Origin of the sequence: Pantoea osteomyelitidis, assembly GCF_044342975.1 — a bacterium.
GTDB lineage: Bacteria > Pseudomonadota > Gammaproteobacteria > Enterobacterales > Enterobacteriaceae > Pantoea > Pantoea osteomyelitidis.
Genome location: NZ_JBGFSN010000003.1, coordinates 501,046 through 525,640, shown reverse-complemented (window position 1 = coordinate 525,640; position 24,595 = coordinate 501,046). Strand labels below are relative to the sequence as shown.

Genomic DNA, 24,595 nt, shown 5'->3' with positions numbered 1-24,595 from the left:
CCAGGTCAGAAAACGACCTCAATTTCGTTATTATCCGCCAGCCGGTTAATGCAATCAAGCGCCCTGCTTTGCACTCTGTGCCCCGCTGGCCTGCGCATCCTGTTGTTGTTGCTGTTTCGCCAGCGTACGCGCCAGTAACGAAGAGTATAGCGGCTTACCGCCGAGAAACTGCGCCATCAGCGTTGCGCCCAGGCAGGTGATGATCATCGCCAGAATCAGCTGATAGTTATTGGTCATCTCCAGCACCAGCACGATACCGGTCAGCGGCGCACGCACCGAGGCGGCGAACAGCGCCCCCATCCCGGCGATGGCGAAGGTGCCCGCCTCCAGGTGGTAAGCAGGAAACAGCGCCGCGCTGACCATGCCAAAGGCGGTGCCGAGCAGCGTACCGAGCGCCAGCATCGGGGCAAAGATGCCGCCCGGCGCGCCGGAGCCAAAGCAGAGCAACGTGGTCACCACGCGCGCGACAAAGATAAACAGCAGAATACCCGGACCGTAGTTGCCCGCCGCCGCGATCGGAATCAGATTAAAGCCGCCGCCTGCCGCTTCCGGCACGATCATCCCCAGTATGCCGCACAGGCCGCCGAGCAATGCGCCGATTAGCAGCGCTTTTTTCATCACGCCGCCATGCAGTTTCTGAAATAAATCCTGGGTTTTAAAGATCAGGCTGTTAAAGGCGACGCCTACCGCGCCAAACAGCATCCCCAACAGCAAATAAAGCCAGAGAGTATTGACCGGCGCGATGGTCAGCTTGCCCACCTCGATCACCGCATGCTCGCCGTTAAACAGGCGAAACACAATGCTCGACATGATCACGCCGATAAATACCGCCTTAATGGAGATCAGGCTGTAGCGAAACTGCAGGCGCATCTCTTCAATGATAAAAAGAATCCCCGCCAGCGGCGCGTTAAAGGCCGCTGAGAGTCCTGCCGCTGCGCCGGTCGCCAGCAACGAGTGGCGCGCTTCAGTGCTGCGCATACGAAACAGATCGAGAACCATGCGGCCGATATTGCCGCCCAGCTGCACCGTGGGTCCTTCACGCCCCAGCACCATGCCCGCGCCCAGCGTTCCCATACCGCCGATAAATTTTACCGGAATGACGCGCCACCAGCGCACCGGGCGCAGCTCTTCCAGCGCCCCTTCAATTTCCGGAATGCCCGATCCGGCCGCTTCCGGCGCAAAGCGCCTTACCAGCCAGTAACCGATCACCGCCAGCAGCGCAGAGAGCACAAAGGCCAGCGGCCAGGCGATCCAGCCCGGCGGATAGGCCAGCATACTCAGGCGTTCGGCCTGCACCCAGCTCACCGCTTTTTCAAACGCCACGCCCACCAGGCCGGCAAGGGTGCCCACAATACCCGCGACAATCAGAATGGCGACGGGCGTTTTATCACGACGTAACAGCAGACGGAGGAAATCGCCGCGCCGGATCGGCACGACCGGCAATTGCTCGGCAGATTGAGGAGTTTCGTTCATCTTAATTTCAGCGAAAATGAATCGGGACAGGCATGATACGCCGATCGGGCCCGCACATGTTGCTAAAAAACCTGGCGAATTGTTGCAATCGCTCTTCTCGCCTTTCATCCGCTCGGAAAGTTCCCGTAGAATGGTTCGATATTTTCTGAGAACAGCTGGAGCTGAAACATGAGTAAGTCAGAAAACCTTTTTGCCGAAGCGCAGCGCCTGATCCCCGGCGGTGTGAACTCTCCGGTACGCGCTTTTACCGGCGTTGGCGGCGTGCCGCTGTTTATTGAGCGCGCCGACGGCGCTTACCTGTATGATGCCGACGGCAAAGCCTATATCGATTACGTCGGCTCCTGGGGTCCGATGGTGCTGGGCCACAACAACGCCACCATCCGCAACGCGGTGATTGAAGCGGCGTCACGCGGTCTGAGCTTTGGCGCGCCGACCGAAATGGAAGTGAAAATGGCGGAGCTGGTGTGCGAGCTGGTGCCGAGCATGGATATGGTGCGCATGGTGAACTCCGGCACCGAGGCGACGATGAGCGCCATCCGCCTGGCGCGCGGCTTCACCGGGCGCGATAAAATCATCAAGTTTGAAGGCTGCTATCACGGCCATGCCGACTGCCTGCTGGTGAAAGCGGGCTCCGGCGCGCTAACGCTGGGCCAGCCCAACTCGCCAGGCGTGCCGGGCGATTTCGCCAAACATACCCTGACCTGCACCTATAACGATCTCGATTCGGTGCGCGCGGCCTTTGAGCAGTATCCCCATGAAGTCGCCTGTATTATTGTCGAGCCGGTAGCGGGCAACATGAACTGCATTCCGCCGCAGCCAGCGTTTTTGCCGGGCCTGCGCGCCCTGTGCGATGAGTTTGGCGCGCTACTGATTATCGATGAAGTGATGACCGGCTTCCGCGTGGCGCTCGGCGGCGCACAGGCGTATTACAACGTGACGCCCGATCTCACCTGCCTCGGCAAAATCATCGGCGGCGGCATGCCGGTGGGCGCCTTTGGCGGCCGTCGCGAGGTGATGGAAGCGCTGGCGCCGACCGGTCCGGTCTACCAGGCGGGCACGCTCTCCGGCAACCCGATCGCTATGGCCGCCGGTTTCGCCTGCCTGACGCAGATTGCCCAGCCGGGCACCCACGAGACGCTGAGCGACCTTACCGCGCAGCTGGCTAACGGCCTGCGCGCCGCGGCGCAGGCGGAGAATATTCCGCTGGTGATCAACCATGTTGGCGGCATGTTCGGCCTGTTCTTTACCGATGCCGAACAGGTCACCTGCTATGCAGACGTGACGAAATGCGATGTGGCGCGCTTCAAAACTTTCTTCCATCTGATGCTGGAAGAAGGCGTGTATCTGGCGCCGTCGGCGTTTGAAGCGGGCTTTATGTCGCTGGCCCACAGCGCGGAAGATATTCAACGCACCGTGGATGCCGCGCGCCGCTGCTTCGCCAAGCTGTAATCCTGGCGGACCGGCGTTCAGCCGGTCCGCCCTCCGCTAGCGCGAGCGCCGCAGCAGATAAATAAAGTAAGGCGCACCGAAAAAGGTCGCCATCAGCCCCGCCGGAATCTGATCCGGAAACGCCAGCATACGTCCGCACCAGTCAGCAAACGTCATCAGTCCCGCGCCCAGCAATCCAGCCAGCAAAATCTGCGGCAGCGCACGGCGAAAGCCGAGCATGCGCGCTATATGCGGTGCCATCAGGCCAATAAAGCTTAACGGCCCGATGGTCAGGGTTGCCGCAGCGGTGAGCGCGGCGGCGAGCAACAACAGGCAGAGACGCGACGCGGTGAGCGACATGCCCGCCGAACGCGCGGTGGCGCTGCCGAGCGGCAGCAGCGTTAACCAGCGGCTGGCGAGTGGCGCAAGCGGGATCAGGATCAGGGCGCAGATTGCGCTGTGCAGCGCCTGAGAAGCGCTGACGTTATAGGTGGAGCCGGAGATCCAGGTCAGCAGTCCGGCCATACGCGGATCGCCGCTGGCCATCAAAAGCATCAGCAGCGTGACGAAGGCGCTGTTCAGCGCCATGCCCGCCAGCAGCATACGCTCCGGCGAAAAGCCGCCACGGCTGGCGACCAGCATAATGATCAGCAAGGTCATCGCCGCGCCGAGGCTGCCTGCGGGCAGCAGCCAGGCGACCGCATCGCCGGGGACGAAAAACAGCATGATCACCACGCCAAACGCCGCGCCCGAGCTGATGCCCAGCACTTCCGGGCTGGCCATCGGATTGCCGGTAAGCCGCTGGATTACGCTGCCCGCCACACCCAGCATCATCCCCACTACCAGCGCCGCCAGCAGCCGCGGCCCACGCCAGGGCAGCAGCTGCTGCCACAGCTCGCCGGTTGCCCAGCGCCAACCGTGAGCGTCGCGGCCAAAGGCGATTGCGCACAGGGAGAGCAACGCCAGGATGCCGAGGCCCAGCAGCGCCCAGCGCAGCACGCGATGACGTTCCGCCGGCACCTTATCGCCCTGATCGAGCGGCGGCGGCACCGAGCCGGTACGCAGGCGCGGCAGCAGCCAGAGCAGAATCGGCACGCCGATCAGCGCTGTCGCCGTGCCGGTAGAAAGCTCGCGCCAGTGGTTGGTCAGCCAGATCACGCACGTATCCGCCAGCCAGAGCAGCAGCGCACCGATAACCGGCGCCAGCAGCATCCGGCTGCGCAGACGACGCGCCCCCAGAATTCTCGCCAGCAGCGGCGCAAACAGGCCAATAAAGCCGATAATGCCCGCCACGTTCACCAGCTGCGCGCTGAGCACAATCGCCAGCAGCAGTCCCGCAAGCCGCGCCAGCGACAGCGCCAGGCCAAGATTTTTCGCCACGCCATCATCCAGCCCCATCAGCGTCAGCGGGCGCAGCAGCGCCAGCGCCAGTACAAAAGCGAGCAGAAGGCGCGGCCAGAGCTGCTGCACGTTTTGCCAGTCAAGCTGGTTGAGCGCGCCGGTGCTCCAGAGAAACATGTTTTGCAGCTGATCGTGATTGAAGATGGCGAAGATCTGATTCACCGCGCCGCTGTAAAGACTCAGCACCAGCCCCGCCAGAATCAGCGTGACCGGCGAAAGCCGTTTCCCCCAGGAGACGCCGAACACCAGCGCACCCACCAGCAGCGCGCCGCCCATCGCCGCAAACTGCTGCGTCAGCGCGCCGCCCGGCAGGTTCCACAAGGTGGCGACCGTCAATCCAAGCTGTGCGCCGGATGAAACGCCGAGCGTGGTCGGCTCCGCCAGCGGATTGCGCAGCACCTGTTGAAACAGCAGGCCCGCCAGCCCTAATCCGGCACCGACCAGCAGCGCCAACGCCAGGCGCGACAGCAGGCTGTAGTGGAAAACCACCTGATCGATATTGTTCACATCTGGCCGGGTCAGCGCCTGCGCCCACTGCCCCGGCGGCAGCGCGTGCTGCAAATTAATCAAGGTCAGCAGCAGCGCCAGCAGAAACAGCGCGCTGAGCAGCAGCACGGAGAAAAGGTGTTTGCGCTTCATTGCGCCTCCAGAGCGTGTTCCAGCACGCGACAAAAGCGCAGCGCCGAGAGCGTCGCGCCGTAATACCAGACGGCGGGCACGCGCTGAAAGCGTCCGGCCCGCACAAACGGCAGCGCCTGCCACAGGGCGCTCTCGGTGACCTGGCGGATTGCGCTCTGGTTGTTATGATCGAAACAGAGCACATCGACATCTTTGATCGCTGCCAGCCGTTCCAGGCCGATTACCGCGCTGCCCCAGAAATTGGTCTCGCCATGCCATGCGCTCTCCAGCCCCAGCGCCTCCATCACTTCAAGAAACAGGCTGCTCTTACCAAAAACAATGGCGTGACGGCTGTCGATCAGCGTCATCAGCAGGATGGGCCGCTTTGCCCTGTTTGCCAGTCGCTGACGCGTCTGCGCCAGCGACTCATCGAGGTAATCCAGATGCTGCTGCGCCTGCGCTTCCCGCCCGATATGCGCGCCCAGCTGATGCAGTGAACGACGCGCGGTGCTCAACGGTTTGCCGTCGCCGCTGTTAAGATCGAAGCCCATCGCCGGCGCGATGCGCGTCAGCTTATCGGGCGACGGACCGTAGCCGTTGGAGTAAAGGATTAACGAGGGTTGAAGCTGAATCATCAACTCCAGATTCGGTTCGGTGCGCAGCCCGACATCCACCGTGCTGGTCGGAAGCGCAGGTTCGCCTACCCAGACGCGGTAGTTGTAAACATCCGCTACGCCCATTGGCATCACGCCCAGCGCCATCAGCAGCTCGGTCGGCAGCCATTCAAGCGCAATGATGCGTTGATTGTCCGGCAGCGCCGCGCGCAGCGGAAAGGCGGAAAGCAGCGGCGATAGCGCCAGCGCCGTCAACAGACGGCGACGAAAGTGATCCGGCATTTCCCTGGCCTCAATAAACAAAGCTGACGGGCGCCCCGCCCTGCGGATGCGGCAGAATACCCATCGGAATTCCATAAATGTCGGCCAGCACGTCGGCCTGCATGATCGCGTCAGGGCCGCCTTCGGCAATCATCTCGCCGCCACGCAGCGCCACCAGATGGTCGCAATAGCGCGCCGCCGTGTTGATATCATGCAGCACGGCAATCACCGTCAGCCCACGTTGCTGGCTGAGACGCTGGATCAGCGCCAGCACATCGACCTGATGAGCGATATCCAGTGCAGACGTCGGCTCATCGAGCAGCAGGCAGCGGCTGTTCTGCGCCACCAGCATCGCCAGCCAGGCGCGCTGCCGTTCGCCGCCGGAGAGGCTGTCCACCAGACGTGCGGCAAACGGCTTTAGCCCCACCAGCCCAATCGCCTCCTCCACGCGATCGCGATCCTCCTGTCCGAAGCGGCCCAGCGCGCCGTGCCAGGGATAGCGGCCAATCGCCACCAGCTCCCGTACCGTCATTCCTTCCGCCGCAGGCAGTTGCTGCGGCAGATAAGCCACCTGACGTGCAAAAGCTTTGCTGTTCCAGCTCTCTACCGGCTGCCCGTTCAGCAGCACGCGCCCTGTGCTGGCGGCGTGATGTCGACCCAGCATTTTCAGCAGCGTCGATTTGCCGGAGCCGTTATGGCCGATGAGCGCGGTGACCTTGCCGGGCGGGAAGGTTAACGACAGCGGATGCAAAAGGGTACGGCCCGGAACATCAAAGCTGGCGTTGTCCAGAGTGAAGGTGGTTTCTTCGGCTTGCGGATGCTGCATGGTAATCCCTGTTAACGGGCGCCGCAGCGCCCGGTCAATGACTCAGAAGCGGAAGGTAGCAGTACCGACGATCTGACGTTCAGCGCCCCAGTAGCAGGCGTACTCACGATAACAGCTGGCAACATATTCGCGGTCGAACAGGTTGTTAACATTGACGCCAATGGTTGAGCCTGGCAGGCCGAAGCGGCCCAGATCGTATTTCAGCGCCGCGTCAACGGTGGTGTAACCTGAAACGTCGAAGTTTTGGTTGATGTTATCGCCGCTGCTGTAGAGACCTTTGCTTTGCCCTGTATAGCGCACTCCGGCTCCCACCGTCACACCCGAGAGTGCGGTTTCGTGGAAGGTGTAATCCCCCCACAGAGAAGCCATCTGCTTCGGCACCTGCACCGGCGTTTTGCCTTTCAGCGCTGTATCGTGCGTATATTCCGCGTCGGTATAGGTATAGGAGGCGGTGACGTTGATGTTGGCGTTCAGCGCCGCTTTCGCCTCCAGCTCCACGCCGCGCGAACGAATTTCACCACTCTGGATGCTGGCGAAGGCGTGTTCAGGATTCGGATCGGCAGTGAGGTTTTTGGTTTTGGTCAGCTGATAGACCGCAGCGGTAACCACGATCGGACGATCTTTCGGGACAAACTTCACGCCCGCTTCGTACTGTTTGGCACGCGACGGATCGAAGGTCTGGCCTTCCCACGTTGAACCAGAGGTAGGAATAAAGGACTCGCTGTAGCTGAAATAAGGCGCGATGCCGTTATCAAAGACGTAGTTAACGCCGCCGCGCCAGGTAAAGGCCTGATCGTTCTGCTTATCCAGCGAATTGGTGACGCGATCGTAAGTGGAGGTCATCGCATAATCGTAACGCCCGCCCAGCGTCAGCACCCAGCGGTTCCACTCCAGCTGATCCTGGGCATAGAGGCCGGTCTGGCGCTGCTTGTTCAGATGCTGATAAGGATCGGCAAAGGGGGTATAGCTGTCATCGCCATATTGGGGATTGACGGCGCTGAGATTCGAAGCGGTGCCGAACTGGCCATCAATGTCGTTACGGGTGCGCTGAAAATCGACGCCCATCAGCAACGTATGGTCAACCTGACCTGTAGCGAATTTCGCCTGTACCTGATTATCTATCGCGAACTGATTCAGCTTTTCATTTGAGAAAGCGGCGCCGCGCGTGATCTCCAGCGTCTGCGGATTGAATCCATTACCGTAAATGCTGCGGTAATCGGTACGCAGATCGGCATAGCGCAGGTTCTGACGCACCGTCCAGGTGTCGTTAAAGCTGTGCTCAAAGTTGTAGCCGACCATTTTGGTATTGCGCGAGATTTTATTGCTGTCCTCGCCTTCGTCGAAGTTGGTCGGCAGCTTATATTGCTGACCATTCGCACCCACCATCGGCACCACCGTGCCCTGACGCGGCAGCCAGCCGTAATAGCCGGTCTCCGGCTCGTTCTGGAGATAAGTCAGCAGGTCGAAACGGGTATTCTCATCGGGCCGCCAGCTAAAGGAAGGCGCGATGGTATATCGCTTCTCTTTGTTCATCTCCTGCTGCGCATCCTGGCTGCGCGCCAGGCCGGTCAGGCGATAGCTGTAGACGCCATCATCATCCAGCGCCCCGCCAAAATCGAAACCGGTAGAGAACCGATTGTCGCTGCCCATTTCGAACTGTACTTCACGCAGCGTTTCCTGTACCGGACGCTTGCTTACCAGCGATACAATACCGCCCGGATTGCTTTTGCCATACAGCACCGACACCGGACCGCGCAGCAGTTCGGCGCGCTCAAGGAAATAAGGATCGATGGCGAATTCTGAGTAGTTGTCACCCTGCAGCTTCAGCCCATCGAGATACTGGTTGGTGTTGGTTTCGCTGAAGCCACGAATTGAGAGCGCATCAATTACCTGCGAGCTGCCACGGTTACCGGCAAATACGCCAGGTGAATAGTCGAAGGCTTCCTTCACGCTGCTGACGTTATGCATCTCCATTTCTTCCGCCGTGACGACAGAGACCGACTGCGGATTCTTTTCAATAGGCGTGTCGGTTTTAGTACCGGTGGCGCTCTTTTTCGCCGCGATGGTGGGTGACGGTCCCCAGGCACTCTCCTGCTCTGCGCCGGTAGCGCTGTCAGCCGAGACGACCATGGTTTCTGCGGCAAAGGCGCTGGCGCTTATGCCACTCAGGGCTAAAGCGATCATCAGCGAAAGCGGACGTCGGGCAGACAGGTTTCGGGTGTAACAAGGAGAGGTGACTCGCGCATTCATAATAGGTTCTCTAAAAGTAAAGGATTCAAGCAAGAGAATGGAAACGAGAATGATTATTATAACGGTTGGATAATATGCGAAACTGAGCAAATTCTGCAAGGCTTAATCCCTTGCCGGGTGGGGTTCAGAGCGGGATTGGCTGGTTTTCGAGATTGACGAAAAGCCAGGATGGTTAACGCTATTGACGATGGTATGCCGTCACCCGACGTTTCCGGCACCAGGTCTGTCATCTGCCCGGCGATCCGCTTGACACTTTCGCGGGCTTTGCTCCCCGACAGCGCGTTATTCTCAACGACAGTATAAAGCCCGGTTAAATGGCCGGGCTTTATATCAAATAACATCAGAAGCGGTAGCCAATACCTACGTTAAAACCATTTATTGCCAGATTATCGTTATATTTTACGCGGGTGCCTTCATATCCGACATTAACGGAAAAAGCGTTTGTCGGATTAATAACTACCCCCGTACCGTAAGCAAAAGAGGTTTTACTGTTGTTAAAATCTTCTGAATAGTGCGAAAGATAAGTTACTTTATCTTTTACTCGAGTATGAGCTATACCGGCAAGCGCATAAAGACTGATATAATCATTGATGCGATAAGCAGGGCCAGCCAAAAGAGAGTAATATTTCAGATCCGTTTTATAATCAAAACCGCCAATTTCACCGAAATCGAAGTTACGGTATGAATAACTTTCGTCGCCACTCATATAGCTGAACGAGCCGATAACGCTGAGTGGGGAATCCCACTCATAGCGATACTGAAGATTAACCCCTCGAATATTTTTAAAATGTTCAACCTTGCTCTGTGCATAACCAATGGACATTGTATAGTTATCAGCTAACAGGCTGGTGCTGGTTAACATGTTCGCACAGAATAACGCTGCTGCGGTAATTTTCACTTTCATCATTTATTATTCCCTTTTAATAGAAAATAATTCCCTGTAATTCTATGCAGGGCTTTCCTGCCTGAGCATAAGTACGGCATAACAGATATTGTAAAGTACCTTTATGTCTGTATCATGCCAGCAATTTTGGACTCATCAAATGACATTAATTTCAATTACTAATGAATTATATCCAACAAGGATTGAAGTAAATAGTGAATGGTTTATATTATGAACAAGCTCAGCCTGGCAATAATAAGACACGTCTCGAATTCTTTATTTATCCTTCAGAGACTGGTTAATGGCCGGGAAATGACCCTCGTAGAATAATATATTGTAGCTTGCCCGTGCCGCTGCGCGGCCATTAACCCCGCGCGGCACTGGCGCGGATAAAGGCAGGAAGCGCCACGGATGGCGCGCAGTGCCGTGCATGAACAACCCGGCTCACAGAGGGTTTACGGGCTGCCAGGCGATACCGGCGGCCAGCAACGTGCCGTGTGGATCAGCGCCACTATCCACACGATTTCTCTCACTTCATCCAGTTCGTATACCAGCCGGTAATGTTCATGTGGTATCAGTTCACAGGTGCCAGCTATCTGACCGGCGACACCCAGTCGCGGATGTTTTGCCAGCCTCTCTGCTGACGTGTCGAACCTTTCATCCAGCTCAACAGCCGCTGTCGGATTTCTTTCTGCCAGATATTCCCAGATGGCAAGACGATCCAGTAGTGCTTCATCTGTCCAGCGTCCTTTCACATTTTACCTGCCAGCTTTGCCCGACGTTCCGCGAAGAGCTTTTTGACATCTTCATTATCCATTCCGGCACCTGAACGGATGGACTGACGACCCCGCTCTACTTTTTGTGCAACATATTCATCGTAAGCCTGGCTGTCCTCCTGGCGCTGGATATACTCCCGCATTAGTTCGCGCATTACCTGAGAGGCTGGCCTGTGGCTGGCTTTTGCCGCTGCGATAAAGCTCTCACGCAGGGCGCTTTCCAGTTTCATAGTGAACACCGCTTCTTTCGGCATGATTATTTCCTCGTTTCTGCCTGAGTACTGACAAAGTATATACCTTATCATTACTTTTTCTCCATTTTGTCCGGGTGCTTTTCCTCCCGCTGCTCCGCCGGATGGGTTGACGCATGCACGGCCTGCAACGCCCGGATACTCACCTGCGTGTATATCTGGGTGCTCTCCACGCTGCGGTGCCCCAGCATCGCCTGTATCCAGCGCAGGTCTGCGCCGTTCAGGAGGTCACAGTTTACTGTGACCGACGAAGGGCCTGCCGGGTGCGGGCTGGCGAAGCCCGCCTGTGGCACGCCTGCCTGACCGGGGGTTGCTTTTGCATGACCGTAACAGGCCAGGGCGGGGGCGGAAGCTGGCGAACGGGGAAGGAGCAACAGAGCGAAGCGGCGTGCGACCCCGTGCAGCCAGACGCAGCGGGCGGGCATAGAGCCCTTTAAGCGGAGGCCGTCAGGCCGACAGCCCTTTTTGTTGTTTGCTGAAGACGATGATGAAGCTGAGGTGAGTTCTTACAGACGGCACCGCAGCCGGGGCCGCCAGGGATGGCGGCCGCACCCACAACCCGACGCGGGGCGCGCGCCATAATGTAAATTATACCCATAACCGCCGCAGGACGCGGCGCAACCGGGCTTCACCGCGGAACGGCGGGAGTGCGTATAATTTCCCACATTATGGTGAATGGCCGGGCGGCGGCCACGCGGGTTTTACAGGTGGCTGGCGGGGGATGCCGCTGCGCGGCCATTTACCCCGCGCGGCACGGAACACCATGAAGGCAGGAAGCGCCACGGATAGCGCGTACTGCCGTGCACGGACAACGCCGTTTACAGAGGACTCCGCTAACTCTGCGGGCTGCCTGGCAACGCTTCACTCTTCAGCGAACCCGGCTTCATATTGTTGACCGCCATACCAGATACCCAGGATTTTAACCTGCTCATCTTCCAGCACGAAGGCGATGACCGTCCGCTTACGCCAGTTTGTCACACGCAGTCCTGTGAGCAGATCATCACGCTGGTTACCTCTTTCCGGGAACAGACCCAGGCTTTCGCAGTAGCCGATGATGCCTTCAGTATACGTCTGCGCTGTTGCTGCACTGGCTGCTTCACGGATGTAATGATACAACGCAAGCAGTTGTTCTTCGGCTTCCGGGGCGAAGATAACCGGGTATTCCCTCATCCTTTATTGCTTTCCTGATGTGCTTTGGCCAGTTTATCCCTGAGTTGCTTACCGCTGATGCCGCTTTCCGGATTAGCTTTCAGCGCTTCATAAGCAGGCACCACCTGCTCACGTAACCAGTTTTCTACAGCGCGGTCACGTGCGGCCAGTGCCCTTATTCCTTCGCGGATAACTTCACTTTCTGACGCATACTCACCACTGGCTACTCGGGCTTTCACCTGTGCCGCCATTTCATTGGGCAGCGTGATACTCATTTGCTGTGTGGTTCTCATCAGCGATACCTCTGTTTGTTGAGAGTAGGATTTAATCATACTCATCATTACCGGTGTTGTCATGCTCACTCTCCCGCTGCTCCGCCGGATGGGTTGAGGCATGTACCGCCTGCAACGCCCGGATACTCACCTGCGTGTAGATTTGCGTGCTCTCCACGCTGCGGTGCCCCAGCATCGCCTGTATCCATCTGAGGTCTGCGCCGTTCTCCAGCATCTGTGTGGCCATCGCATGGCGGAACAGGTGGCAGCTTCCTTTGTTTATCCCTGCCGCTCTCAGGTACGGCACCACCGCGTTTGTGATGCCGTTTGCGGTCAGCCCCGCCACGCCGTCCATCGCCAGGAACAGCGCCTGACAGTCCGGTGCGGCCAGTATCTCCGGCCTGACGTGGCTGATATAGCGTTGCAGCCACCACAGCGCCCGCTCGCCCACCGGGATAACCCTGTCCTGCTTCCCCTTCCCCTGCATGACGGTCAGTATCTTTCGCACGAAGTCCGGGCTGTATATCTCAAGCATGGCTGCTTCACCGCGCCGGATACCCGTTGACCACAGCAGCTCCAGCAGTGTCCGGTCACGCACGCCCTGAAGCGTGCTCAGGTCGCACAGGCTCACGATGTCTTCCACCTGTTCCACGCTCAGTATCGTGCGCGGCAGACGTGATTGGTAAAACAGAGTAGTTAACAGACGCGGAACTGAGGTGCTCGAACACCCCAGCCCGCTGACCACAACCAACTGACAAGGAGTTGATTTATGGCTGACGCAGATACTAAGCCAGAGTGCCCCACATCCACAACCCACAGATATACGGTAGGTTACATTCGGGATGCGAGGAAGTTCCGGCCGTCGCCGTCCATTGTCCTTAAGGGCCACTGGATGGAGGCGCTGGGATTTGAGACGGGCAGAAGGGTTGAGGTGATTTGCGAACAGGGTGAGCTGGTAATCCGGCTGGCTAGGGATTGAACAGCAGGTAAAAAAAGATCCCGGCTCGATGGCCGGGATCGTAGGTCAATTCAGTTCTGTCGCTATATAACCATCTAGTAAATAAACGTCATTAACATCGCATTCGGGATATATCCATTTTGTCCAATTATCAATAATCCATTCTGTACTTAAAGCTCTCATTTCTTTTAAATGACTTTCTTGAGGCAATTTAATCAAGATAAGACCTGCTTTATAACCAGATGAGACAACCAGACCGTGGGTTTCAGCAAAGTCAACAACCATAAAATCAACAACTTCTTCATAAGGCCAGCAGGCAGGCAATCTAAAGATCATGCCTCGACTGATAAAAATCTCTTTGTAGTCAATCAGCTTTGTCATTTCCATTACTTCACCTTTAAATCATGTTTTCCTGATTTATCGATACTCCGTGGCATACTTTGCATCGAAAAATCGACCTCTCCTAAATGTTTTCCATTTGGTGAAACAACTTCAAAACGTCCATGTTGAGTATCAAGGGCATATAAATTGCCATCCTTGCCACGATAAACATCACGGTTATTCATTCTGGTTAATTTATTATCTTTGACCATTCCGTAGGATGAAGCTACAGAAGGCGCTGTTTCTTTAATAAGAGCAACACGCTCACCAGGAGGAAGATTGAATAATTTATTTTCGAACTCGCCAACAGTATACCAGTAGCGATCTTGATAGTCGGATCAACGGCTTTAACCACACCCGGCACTTTCTTACCGGGCAGTATAATTCCCGCCAGCATCCCGCCTGTGGCTTCCAGCGCAAACTGATCGCCTTCAGACGCCTGTTTGATGGTGTCGGCAACCGCAGACCAGGTGTCGCTGCTCATCAGCGCCCTGACGCTGTCTGCCACCGCCTGATTCTTGCCTGACAGGTCATTCAGGGCGGTTCCACAGTCACTGTCACCCGCCGCACAGGCCGCCAGCGCCATTGCCGCATCGGCAGCGTAATCTGCCCCGCCTAATGCTGCATCACCGGTATCAGCAAGGGCATTAATGATACCGTTGGCGATGGACGATGTGGTGCCGTTCCCCAGCTTGTTCCTGACCTGGTTTTTCAGCGAGTCGGCAGCCTCTTTCACTGCTGCACGCGCCTGGTCACCGGACAGCGAGTTATTCTCAACTATTAATTTTCTTATTGAGCCAGCATAAAACCCAACCTCCTGCACTACATAACAAAGAGCAATACCCACCTATTTTTAAAGCCCTCACAATATCAGCATAAGAAAATAGAAAATCACCACCAATCCAATAAAAAGCAAAAATTCTCATGATAAAAAATATCACTGCTGCCATAAAAAATATGGCAAAAAAACATATGGAAAAAGTCATTACAAAACGTAGAAGAAGATATTTTTTCATTTCATCCTCTCCTGTTGGTTTCTGATCTGTTCCTGAAGAATAACCCCTGATCCTTCTGATCCGATTGAAGAACCTATATTCCCAGCAATTCCTGGAGCTGGATTTAGAGGTAAAGGCTTACTAACTCCCACACCTATATCAGTCCATTCCCAGTTTTTCCAGTTAGGATTAATTACTTTCTCCAGTGGCCTCTGGATGATTTTTCCAGTCCCATATCCTATTGCTGATGAGCCACCATTCATAATCGCACCAAATGTTGGATCTTTTCCATCTATCCAGTTACCAACCGCACCACCTGCGGCATTCCAGCCGACTGTACCCGCCAGGCTATTTCCCATACTGATAACGTTCACCCAGCCCGCAATCGCTGAATTTGCCGGATCTATCGTACCATCCATTAGATAATTGATACCGGCATTCGCACTCGCTCCGAGTCCCCACATTGCCTGAACGCTACCTGGTAACAAAGTGACGCTACCCGTTGCCAGTGCCAGTCCTGCTGCATCACGTTCATTTTTTGCTTTCTGGCATGCGCTCCCGCCAGGATTATCAGAACAGCTCGCCATATTTATTCCGTGCTGGCGTATCCATGCAGCCTGTGATTCTTCATTTCCTCCAAGGAGATTATTCTCAACCGCATTTCTCCCGCCCTGCGCGCCTGATATTACCGCTGCCGTACTGTCTCCCACAAGCTCGCCTGCCAGTCCCGCCGCCAGCGTCCCCAGCGCGCTGATGGTCTGCTTCTGCGCCTCCGTCAGGTTCTCCCTCTTCACCCCCGGGTACATCTGCTGTGCGATATATTCCCCCATTGCCGCCGCTGATGCGCCCGCCAGCGCGCCGTTGCCGCCAGCCGCTGCGGTGACGGCGCCCAGCACCGCGTGGGCCATCAGGTTCGCTTCGGTGTTCACTTTGCCCGTCACCGGGTCGGTGGTCATCCTGTGAATGACCTCCGCCAGGTACGGCGCTGCGCCACCTGCCAGCGCCTGGCCCAGATTCCCGCCCGCCAGCCCCTGCACCGCCGCCGTCGCCGCCTGTATCCTCTGCTGCAGCGCCGAGCCGGTACCGAACTTCGCCATCTCGCCTCTGTATTCCGGCGTCAGCCTCAGTTCATCCGCACTCATTTCCGGATGCGCTCCCGGCTTGGCGGCCGGGATTTAGTTCATTTAATAATCAGAGTAATATGTAATTTGATAAGTGTCGCCTAATTCTAGCTGAAGAGATTTAGCTAATTCGCTACCTTCTCTAATAAAATTTAATTCATCTTCTTTTGTCTCAAAGCCTGATGCTGCTGGGTCTTCATCATTTAATATTGAGTCATATTTTTCTGACCAACTATCAAGTCGTTCCTTTAATTCCTCAGAAAGAGGTAAGCTTTCCGGATCAATATTACCGACTTCTCCAGGAGAATTTTCCCATAGTGGAAATGAGTAATAATCCGCCATTAATTTTATCATTTTCATTTCACTCTCCCGGCAGGATTAGCACCTACCATAAAACCATTGCTAGATACAGTAATTGCGAGGCGATGAACTTCACCATTTATAACTGTTTCATATATTGGACGTCCTGTTCCTTTTCCTTGATATCCAACAATTTTCCCTTCTGAAACGGCTTTCATTACCACGCCAGGTATTTGTGCTTCAGATACACCTATATTAGCAAAGTCTTTTGCGTGTTCTCCAATGATGTGTTGCAATCCGGCCTTACTATTACCAGTTTCAAGGAAGACAATTTTGCCATCCGCATTTTTAGCAACCTGTACAATATTTTCAGGAGTGTATTTTATTCCTTGAGATGTCATTTCTTTAAGTAATGATGCTTTTGTATTAGCTTCTATACTTATATTTCCCAGTTTACTTGCCGCAGCACTACCTAATATAGGCGTCACTGAAGCAACAATAATATCCATTCCTTGCTTGGTTTCTACATAACCCTGAGCAGTCTGGCGATCCACTCCAAGCACATCCATCGCGTATTGCGTCAGTGCATCTTTCACCTGCTGCTGATTCTGCGCATCAACGCTGGTGATGTTCAGTAGGTTTACTATCTGGCCATAAGCATCCGCATACTGCTGGCTGGCTTTCGAGTTGTAGTTGCCGGTGTTCTCGTATTCTACTTTAGCCGCTATCGCATCAAGCCGTGCTGAAGCACACCCCGCACTTCCTGCCTTTCCGTTCCCACATGCTTCGATGACCTTCTGGTCACGGCTGATGTCCTTTTCACGCAGATCATTAATGGTCTGCTGTGCCTGCTCACGTACTGCCGGGTCTTTACTGTTCTGGAGTTTTTGCTTCGCCAGTTCCAGTTCAGTTTTCTCACTGACGCTGAGGAAATTATTCTCAACCGCATTTCTCCCGCCCTGCGCGCCTGATATTACCGCTGCCGTACTGTCTCCCGCAAGACCGCCTGCCAGACCCGCCGCCAGCGTACCCAGCGCACTCACGGTCTGCTTTTCCGTCTCCGTCAGTTCGCTGACCTTTCTGCCCGGATACAGCTGCTCCGCAACCAGCTGCGCCATCAGTTCGCCGCTGACCGCACCCGTCGCGCCTGCCAGTGCGCTGTTGCCCGATGCATAAGAGGTGACCGCGCCCACCACCGCGTGGGCCATCGCCTGCGCCTCCGGGTTGCCTTCCGTCAGTTTGTGTATCTGCTCCGCCAGATACGGCGCCGCCGCGCCGCTCACGGCCTGCGCCAGATTGCCTCCCGCCAGCCCCTGCACCGCCGCCGTGGCCGCCTGGATTCCCTGCTGAAGCGCCGACCCGGTGCCGAATTTCGCCATCTCCGCTTTGTAGGTATCGGTCTGTCTCAGCTCGTCGGCACTCATGCCGGGATATTTCTCTTTCGCCGCCTCCAGCCCGCTGATATCCCCCTGCGTGCGGGCAATATCCGCCGCCTGCGCCCCGATTTCCCCGATAAGCTGCGCTTCCGCCAGCCGGTTCTGCTCACGCTCCTTGTCGAATATCGGCGACAGCGTCTGGTTCGCATGCTCCGCGTCCCGGCTCAGTGCCGCCACATCCTGCTGCTGGCTGTCGCGGTCGCGGATGATTATCGCGCCATCGCTGACCGCCGCGTGAGTGACCGAATTGTCGTGCCCTTCGTTGTTCGCCCCCACCAGCAGCCCGTTCGCCAGATTGCCCGCGAACTGCCCGCCGATGCTGCCGCCGGAGCTGATCCCCGCGCCCTGATGTTCCACCTGATAATCTGCCCGGTTCTCAATGTCGCTGAAGCCCAGCGTGCCGGTATCCAGCCGGTTCCTGTCTGCCGTTGCCGTCGAACCAATAACCGCACCGTCAAGCTGCGTGTGCTCACCTACCCTGATGTCAAAACCGCCTTTTCCGGCAAAGATACCGGTCTGCTCCTGCACGGACGCATAGTCGCTGTGCATCCGGTCGCGGCTGGCATTCAGGCTCACCGAGCCGCCCGCGCCGCCGACCGGCACGCTGACACTGCCGCTCACGCTCTGCTGTTTCATCTCATAGCGGTCACTGTCCTGCTCTGAGGTCAGGGTCAGGTTGCGCCCCACGTCCGCCTTCACCGACTCACCGCTGACTTGCGCTCCGGTCAGCGTGGTGTCGCGACCGCTGACGATACTGACCCGGCTGCCCGCATCCACAGTGGTCTCCGTGTGCGTGACGCCGTTGCCCTGCTCGCGGCCTTTGCTCTGGTTAACGCTGGCGGAGAGACTAAGGCCATTGCTGCCGCCGCCAAAATTTACTCCCACGCCCACGCTGCTGCCGTGGCTTTCGATTTTGCCTTCCAGCCGCTGGCTGTTCTGCGCGGAGACCAGGTTCACATCCCGCGCCGCGTTCAGGCTGATATCTTTCCCGGCCTGCAACCCGCTGCCCTGCACGTTAATATCGCTGCCGGTGGCGACAATGCTCAGGTTATTCCCGGCGGTCAGCTGACTTCCCTGGCTCTCCGTCCGGGTGGTGGTCTGCTCCGAGCGCGACGAGGAGCTGCCCAGCGAGAGATTTACCCCGAACAGGGTATCGGTACTGCCCTCCAGCGCCGCCCGCTCCGCGCCCTGATACGCCCGGACGCCATCCAGCGCCGCCTTCATCCCTTCAAGCGCCGCCAGACGACCGCTGTTTGCCTGGCTGGCGGCATTCACGCCGGAAACCGCCGTGTTCACCGCGCTGCCCACCGTGCCGGAAAGCGCCAGCGTCAGCCCACTCTGTTTTTGCTCAACGATATGGGTCTGTCGGCTCTGATGCTCCGCCGCCTGAATGCTCACCTCTTTCCCGGTCAGGCTGAGATTTTTGCCCGCCAGCACGTCGGAGCCTTTTATCGTCAGGGCGTTACCGGCGCTGAGCTGCACGTTGCCCTGCGTGCTGCCCACCAGGCTGCCGACGCTGCTCAGGGAGGCGGCATCGTCGGTGGTTTTGACGCTCTGTCTGCCGTAGCTGACGCCCACCCCGCCGGTGCCGGAAAAGCCGCTTTTTTTCTCCTCGCGCAGGTGCGTCTCTTCGTGCCGGGCGCTGGCATCGGTGATGTTCAGGTTATTGCCCGCCGCCAGCGTGACGTTGCCGGTTGCGGCCGCCTGACTGCCGCTTATCGTCAGGTCCCGTCCGGCCACTAATGTCAAGCTGTCGGCGCTGAAGTTACTGCCCAGCACGCTCTGGCTGTAAACGTCATCATGGGTTTTCAGCGACTTGCCCGACAGCAATCCGCCGCTGCTCTGCCTGCTGTTCTCGACCAGATGATAAGACGCGCTGCCGCTCAGAATGTTCAGATCGTTACCGGCCGCCGCGCTGAGGCTCTCCTGCGCGCTCACCTGAGCGGCGCGGGCGTTCAGATCGTGCCCCGCCTGCAAATCCAGCGCGCCGCCGACGGTGATCTGCGAGCCGATATCGGTCTGCTGCGTCAGGCTGCGATCGGCGCTTTTGCCCCAGCGGGCATATTCGCCGGAGGTGGTGGTGAGCGTATTAAGGTTAAGATCGTGCCCGGCGAGGATTTGCGTCTGGCTGCCGGAACCGGCGTTGCTGATCTGCGTGGCGGTCAGGTTGATATTGTTCAGCGCCTGAAGCGCCAGCGTGCCGTTATCGTTTTGTACGTAAATGCCTGCCGGGCGATCGAGGTAACGATTGTTTTCACCAAGGGTACTGATGCTGTTGATATCCCTTCCGGCCTGAGCAAACAGGCTGCCGGTTCCCTGCAATATGCCGCCGATATTATTGATGTCGGCGCGGGCGGCGAGGCTGAGCTGGTTGCCGCCGATAAAGCCGCTGTTATGCAGGTTTTCTGCGCTGAGAAGGGTCACCTCACGTCCGTTGATATGTCCGCTGTTGGTCAGGTCGTTTTTGATATCGAGCGAGACATTGTTCCCGGCCAGCAGCGCGCCGCTGCCATCCAGATCGCCCTCTCTGACCCGCGCATACACCTGCGGCACCAGCACGCTCTGCACTGAGCCGTCAGCCAGGGTAATCTCCTGTTTCACCAGCCATACCATATCGCTGGTTAACATCGCCATCTGCGCTGGCGTCAGGGCAACGCCGGGCGTCAGGTTATAACGTTGGGCGAAGTCCACGCCCGCTTCCATTAACGCTTTATATTGATCTTCATCGTTGCTGTAGCCTTCAAGATAGCGTAGCCCCGTCAGCCTGACGATCTGGTCACGGATCAACTTCTGCTCATAGTAGCCGTCGCCGAGACGCTTAAGCACATTATCCCCGTTCTGTTGAAACTGGCTCATCATGTAGTCGCTGCTGAGCCATTGGCGCTGGCCGGTAAAGCGCGCATCGGTTTCAATCAGATAAGGCAGGTTTGCGGCGGGGTTGACCCGGTAAAGACTGTTATCCGGCAGGCGGGTATCCGGCGCGGTAATGCGGATAATAGAAACTGCGCCAGAGTTATCCTGCATGGCGGGCGGCAAGGCAATCTCAACCACGTGACCAGCGGGAGGCGTGACGGGCCGCTGCGCCAGATCGGCGCTAATGTTGCCAGCGTGAATAATCGACATCTCCACGCCCGTGGTGTCGCGTCCGGCAATGCTCGTGCCGCTGCCCTCTACCCGAGTATTGCCCTGCCACTGCATGGCGCCCGGATCGATGCGTTGAATGATCGCCTCAGGGTCATAGCTACTCTTTTTTTTGCCCTGGGACGTGTCTGTGCCGCCCCAATCATTGCTCGATTTTTTGTCGTACCAGTAGGTTTGCCGACCCACATCAGTAATGATGCGCTCGCCCAGGGTGGCGACGTTATTTAACTCACCGATTGCGCCGCCCAGCGTGCCGCCAGCCAGAATGCGGCTGTCATGGTTGTTGACCCGATCGCTGTTGACGCTAAGGTTGCCGCCAGCGATGATCTGGCCGGGATCGCTTTCGCTGACCTGCGTTTCGGTTATGGTGCGCTGGTACTCATATTCATAAAATTTTCTGTCTCGCGTGCCATCCGGCATAAGCGCATAGTGAACGCCATCTTTGTCCTTGTAGCTAATGTCCACCTCATCCCAGTCGTAGCGCGTTGTTGCCCCTTTCAATGCGGCTTCGTGATGCGTTGATTCCTCAACCACTGCGGTTGTCAGCACCAGGTTATCGTTGATGTTGTTGATCTCGCTGATGTTCAGCGTCATGTTACCTGCGGATTCCAGCGTGGCGCTGTGATTGTTTAACACTTTCGCCTGCCCGCTGGCCTGTGCCCCGGCGTCCAGCGTGCCGCCGACGAACAGATCGCCAGCGCTGTAAATCAATGCGTGGTCGCGATTGTTCAGCAGCGATGTCCCGATATCGAGACGATCGCGGGCGGCAATGGTTGCCGCCGTGCCCGCTTCGGCGAGGTTGTTGAGCGTCTCCGCCTGCAACGCGATGCGATCGCCATAAATACGCCCGCTGCCGATGTTGTTCAGCGTAGCGGCAGCGATATGCGTCAGCTCGCCATCCAGCAGGCCATAGTTGGTCAGCTCCCCGGCTATCAGCAGATGGTTTTCCCCGGCGGCGATCTCCCCGCTCTGACGGTTTTCCAGCGCAGTGGCGTTAAGCGTTAACACGCCGCCTGCGGTTATCAGGTTTTCATTGATCACCTGTTGGGAAAGGGAAAAATCCAGATCGCCGCTGGCAATCACTTCGCCCTGATTGAAAAAGGTCTGTTGCAGCAGCAGTTGCATCGCATCCTGCGACAACAGGCTGCCATCTCCGCTCAGTTCGGATGCCGTCAGGTTAAGGTTTTTGCCTGCGATCAGCGTGCCGCCGCTGTTGATTACTGACAGCGACGCTGCGCCATTAACGTTCAGCGTCGCGCCGGAAGAGAGCAGGCCATCCCTGTTATTCAGCGTTTGCCCGCTGGTAATATCCAGCAGATCGGTTGTCCGCACGATGCCGTTGCTGTTGTCGATCCTGTCGCTGTTAAGGGTGACGGACCGCGCTTCAATGCCGCTGTTATCAGTATTAGTGGCGACATTCACGATCTGCCCTGCGTTCAGCGTCATCTGAGCGCCGCTGCGGATCAGCCCCGCGCTGTTCTCCAGCAAGGCATTCAGCGCATTCAGTATCAAATTGCCTACAACCTGAAGCTGCCCGCTGCGGTTATTCCATGCGCCGCTATCGATACGCGCATTGCCTGCGGCGGCAATGGATCCCTGCTGGTTATCGACCTCTTGCCCTTGGGTGTGCAGCGCCAGTTCCCCAAGGCTGAGTATCTGCCCGTCGAGGTTGAACAACGCACCGCTTTTCAGGCTCATCGCTTCGCCCGCATTCAGTTCGCCGGAACGGTTATCCAGCGTGTGGCTTTGCGTATCAATCTCCAGCGCCGTTCCAGCCTGAATGCGGCCATGCTGATTATTCAGCTGTTGGGTCGAGAGCGTGACGGCTTTTTCGCTGGCCAGCGTGCCGTTCAGGTTATGCAGCGCCAGCGTGGAGAGCCAGGCATTTTCGCCAGCCATCATCACGCCCTGCTCGTTATTAACCTCTCCGGCGGAGAGCCAGAGACTTCCCTGGCTGAGAATGCCGCCGCTGAAGCGATTGCTCAGGCTACCGCCCTGCAGATCAAGCGACATAGCGCTTCCCGATTGCAGTAACCCACCCTCATTATCTAATCCGTGGCTTTTTAATGAAAGCTCACGCAGCGCGGCAATGAATCCTTGCTGATTATTCAGGTTATCGGATCTCAGAACCAAATTCTGAGATGCGCCAATTTGCCCCTGCTCATTATTCAGATCCTGGTTGATATCGAGCGTCAGGGAACCGTTTTGCGCCGCGAGCAGGCTGCCCTGTGCGTTATTCAGGCTGTCGGCATGCAGATCGATAGAACCGTTAGCGGCGATGTTGCCCTGTTGATTGTTCAGCTGGCGATCGAGGGTAAGCGACATCATGCCGCTACCGGCGTGGATCAGCTCCCCCTGCTGGTTATCCAACTCACCGGTGATAAGCGTCAGGTTGTTACCGTTGCTGGCGAGAATACCTTCGCGGTTATTGATGCCGCCGCTGTGGTTCAGGGTTAAATCCCCGGTGCCCAGCTGCTGGATCACCCCTTTCTGATTAGAGAGACGCGCGGCAGTCAGCGCCAGCTTATCAGCGGCGATTTTACCGCTGTTGTTATTCAACAGAGCGGAAGTGGAAAGCGTTAGCCGCCCGGCGGAGAGATTGCCTGACGCGGTGCTGATATCCCCACGGCTGGTCGTGATGGCTATTTCCTGCGCCTGGCTTTGGCTGCCGCTCAGATCGACGGCAGCGCCATGCAGCGTCATGGAAGAGGCCGCCAGATTTTGCCCGTGCGCATTAAGCGCTCCCTGACTGGTCACCGTCAGGGCGCCGGACGCGCCAGCCGTGCCGTCGCTGTTTATTCCGGCGGCCAGTACGCTGTTGCTCTGGCTGGTTACAGCGGCGGCATTGATAACGGTATGCTGAGCGGCAGCGATAATGCCCGTATTGGTGAGCGTATCGCCCAGCTTGAGCTGAGTGTTGCCGGAGGCGTAAAGCCGTCCCTGATTATCCAGCTTGCCCTGCGCGCTTAGCTGTAAATGTTGCGCGGCGTCAAGCGTGCCGCTGTTGGTAAGGCTGCCGTCGGCATTCACCACTACATCCCCGGCGGAAGCGCCAATCGCGCCCGCGTTACGCACCCCGACCCCTTGCTCCGTGCCGGTCAGGCGAATTTTACCGGCATACATGCCGCCAAGCTGCGCCACATCCAGCGCAAAGGCGGGAGGTGCGCCATCCGCGTTTTTCGCGGAAATCTGCTGATGAGCACCATCGACATGGTTAACGCCGGTAGTGATCTTGAGATCCCTAGCCCACAGCCCGGCGTTTACTTTTACCGAACGGGCAATCAGATCCGTATGATCCTGGCGGCTGCTGTCCATACCCATTCCCTGAATAACGATCTCGCCGCGCGCAACGTCATAGCCGGTAACCAGGCCGTTATTTAGCTGTACGTTGCCGGTAGTCAGGGTTGTGCGGTTGGCGTTGATAAAACCGCAGCCGTCGCAGGTGATGCCTGACGGGTTAGCGATGACTACCTGCGCCGATTTTCCGGCTACCTCAATAAAGCCGTTAAGCTTGCTTGGATCGCGCGCGTTTACTTCGTTGAGAATGACGCTGGCTTCTCCCTTCGCCAGCCAGGGGTTGGCGGTAATCATGCCGCCAAGCTGGGTCTGCGCGTTGACGCGGGAGTTATTCAGGATCACGCCTTTTTGATCGACGTCGAACCGGCTGTAGAGGTTACGCGAAACGCCGCCTTTGCCTGCCGTCTGGATATTGATCTGCGGCGTGCCGTTGGCGCTGTTGATGATGGTGGGCTGCTGGTTGCCCGGCGCGTTGCGATCCGCCGCTACTCCCGCCGCCGCTGGCTGCACCGCCCCCAGCGCCAGCAGCAGACCAAAGCTCAGCGCGCTGAGCTTAATGAGGCGCTGGCTCAACGTGTGGCCCAACCCTGGCGCACGACGATCGCCGGGACGTGCGCTGCGGGCGATTTCCGCCACCACCATCAGCATGTTGCGGGCCTGGTTAAACACGATTCGATAGAGATGTTTATTCATGGCAGTGTCCTTACTGACATTTTACTGGCGGGCCGCGCGCGTTCTCTCTTCTTTACGCGCGCATTCCTGCC

16 protein-coding genes and 4 pseudogenes are annotated in these 24,595 nt (G+C 57.3%); 2 read left to right on the top strand and 18 right to left on the bottom strand.

Features of this window, described 5'->3' with window-relative positions:
• Positions 1 to 54: 54 nt before the first annotated feature.
• Positions 55 to 1,473, bottom strand: a complete 1,419-nt coding sequence (gene clcA, locus ABU178_RS04630) for a H(+)/Cl(-) exchange transporter ClcA (protein WP_397212422.1) — start codon at positions 1,471 to 1,473, stop codon at positions 55 to 57.
• A gap of 168 nt (positions 1,474 to 1,641) precedes the next feature.
• On the opposite strand from clcA, the gene hemL reads away from it, so the two are divergent.
• A complete protein-coding gene (hemL, locus tag ABU178_RS04625; protein ID WP_397212420.1) occupies positions 1,642 to 2,922 on the top strand; it encodes a glutamate-1-semialdehyde 2,1-aminomutase in 1,281 nt (426 codons plus the stop codon).
• Positions 2,923 to 2,958: 36 nt separating this feature from the next.
• Here hemL and fhuB read toward each other — a convergent pair whose 3' ends face one another.
• The 11 genes and pseudogenes from fhuB to ABU178_RS04570 form a co-directional block, all read right to left on the bottom strand.
• Positions 2,959 to 4,941: a Fe(3+)-hydroxamate ABC transporter permease FhuB gene (gene fhuB, locus ABU178_RS04620; protein WP_397212418.1), complete on the bottom strand. Its 1,983-nt coding sequence runs from the start codon at positions 4,939 to 4,941 to the stop codon at positions 2,959 to 2,961.
• Complete coding sequence (gene fhuD / locus ABU178_RS04615) at positions 4,938 to 5,816, bottom strand: Fe(3+)-hydroxamate ABC transporter substrate-binding protein FhuD (RefSeq protein ID WP_397212416.1); 879 nt, start codon at positions 5,814 to 5,816, stop codon at positions 4,938 to 4,940. The genes fhuB and fhuD overlap by 4 nt, the downstream gene beginning before the upstream one ends.
• A 10-nt stretch (positions 5,817 to 5,826) precedes the next feature.
• Entirely contained in the window at positions 5,827 to 6,621 is a 795-nt protein-coding gene (fhuC, locus tag ABU178_RS04610) for a Fe3+-hydroxamate ABC transporter ATP-binding protein FhuC (RefSeq protein ID WP_397212414.1), read from the bottom strand.
• A 42-nt stretch (positions 6,622 to 6,663) separates the two neighbouring features.
• Positions 6,664 to 8,871, bottom strand: a complete 2,208-nt coding sequence (fhuA, locus tag ABU178_RS04605; protein ID WP_397212412.1) for a ferrichrome porin FhuA — start codon at positions 8,869 to 8,871, stop codon at positions 6,664 to 6,666.
• A gap of 340 nt (positions 8,872 to 9,211) precedes the next feature.
• Positions 9,212 to 9,775 carry an Ail/Lom family outer membrane beta-barrel protein gene (locus ABU178_RS04600; RefSeq protein WP_397212531.1) on the bottom strand — a complete coding sequence of 188 codons (564 nt, stop codon included), beginning with the start codon at positions 9,773 to 9,775 and terminating at the stop codon, positions 9,212 to 9,214.
• 434 nt (positions 9,776 to 10,209) lie between these two features.
• Entirely contained in the window at positions 10,210 to 10,509 is a 300-nt protein-coding gene (locus tag ABU178_RS04595; RefSeq protein ID WP_397212410.1) for a type II toxin-antitoxin system RelE/ParE family toxin, read from the bottom strand.
• On the bottom strand, positions 10,506 to 10,784 hold the full coding sequence (locus ABU178_RS04590; RefSeq protein ID WP_397212408.1) for a CopG family ribbon-helix-helix protein: 279 nt from the start codon (positions 10,782 to 10,784) through the stop codon (positions 10,506 to 10,508). The genes ABU178_RS04595 and ABU178_RS04590 overlap by 4 nt, the downstream gene beginning before the upstream one ends.
• A 50-nt stretch (positions 10,785 to 10,834) precedes the next feature.
• Positions 10,835 to 11,008 (bottom strand): annotated as a pseudogene (locus ABU178_RS04585) (tyrosine-type recombinase/integrase); the annotation flags it as partial.
• A gap of 634 nt (positions 11,009 to 11,642) precedes the next feature.
• Positions 11,643 to 11,951, bottom strand: coding sequence for a type II toxin-antitoxin system RelE/ParE family toxin (locus ABU178_RS04580; protein ID WP_397212406.1), 309 nt, complete (start codon positions 11,949 to 11,951; stop codon positions 11,643 to 11,645).
• Positions 11,948 to 12,223: a type II toxin-antitoxin system ParD family antitoxin gene (locus tag ABU178_RS04575; protein ID WP_397212530.1), complete on the bottom strand. Its 276-nt coding sequence runs from the start codon at positions 12,221 to 12,223 to the stop codon at positions 11,948 to 11,950. The genes ABU178_RS04580 and ABU178_RS04575 overlap by 4 nt, the downstream gene beginning before the upstream one ends.
• 31 nt (positions 12,224 to 12,254) lie before the next feature.
• Positions 12,255 to 12,884, bottom strand: a pseudogene (locus ABU178_RS04570) (tyrosine-type recombinase/integrase); the annotation flags it as partial.
• An 87-nt stretch (positions 12,885 to 12,971) separates the two neighbouring features.
• Here ABU178_RS04570 and ABU178_RS04565 point away from each other — a divergent pair.
• Positions 12,972 to 13,181 (top strand): SymE family type I addiction module toxin, encoded by a 210-nt coding sequence (locus ABU178_RS04565; protein ID WP_397212404.1) that lies wholly within the window; start codon positions 12,972 to 12,974, stop codon positions 13,179 to 13,181.
• 45 nt (positions 13,182 to 13,226) lie between these two features.
• Here the strand turns inward: ABU178_RS04565 and imm45 are convergent, their stop codons facing one another.
• The 6 genes and pseudogenes from imm45 to ABU178_RS04535 form a co-directional block, all read right to left on the bottom strand.
• Positions 13,227 to 13,547 carry an Imm45 family immunity protein gene (imm45, locus tag ABU178_RS04560; RefSeq protein WP_397212402.1) on the bottom strand — a complete coding sequence of 107 codons (321 nt, stop codon included), beginning with the start codon at positions 13,545 to 13,547 and terminating at the stop codon, positions 13,227 to 13,229.
• Positions 13,547 to 14,328, bottom strand: a pseudogene (locus tag ABU178_RS04555) (colicin E3/pyocin S6 family cytotoxin); the annotation flags it as partial. The gene imm45 and the pseudogene ABU178_RS04555, both read right to left, overlap by 1 nt.
• Positions 14,315 to 14,557 carry a hypothetical protein gene (locus ABU178_RS04550; RefSeq protein WP_397212400.1) on the bottom strand — a complete coding sequence of 81 codons (243 nt, stop codon included), beginning with the start codon at positions 14,555 to 14,557 and terminating at the stop codon, positions 14,315 to 14,317. The pseudogene ABU178_RS04555 and the gene ABU178_RS04550, both read right to left, overlap by 14 nt.
• Positions 14,554 to 15,624, bottom strand: a pseudogene (locus ABU178_RS04545) (VENN motif pre-toxin domain-containing protein); the annotation flags it as partial. The gene ABU178_RS04550 and the pseudogene ABU178_RS04545, both read right to left, overlap by 4 nt.
• Positions 15,625 to 15,720: 96 nt before the next feature.
• Positions 15,721 to 16,017 carry a hypothetical protein gene (locus tag ABU178_RS04540; RefSeq protein ID WP_397212398.1) on the bottom strand — a complete coding sequence of 99 codons (297 nt, stop codon included), beginning with the start codon at positions 16,015 to 16,017 and terminating at the stop codon, positions 15,721 to 15,723.
• Positions 16,014 to 24,524 carry a hemagglutinin repeat-containing protein gene (locus tag ABU178_RS04535; protein ID WP_397212396.1) on the bottom strand — a complete coding sequence of 2,837 codons (8,511 nt, stop codon included), beginning with the start codon at positions 24,522 to 24,524 and terminating at the stop codon, positions 16,014 to 16,016. The genes ABU178_RS04540 and ABU178_RS04535 overlap by 4 nt, the downstream gene beginning before the upstream one ends.
• Positions 24,525 to 24,595 lie beyond the last annotated feature (71 nt).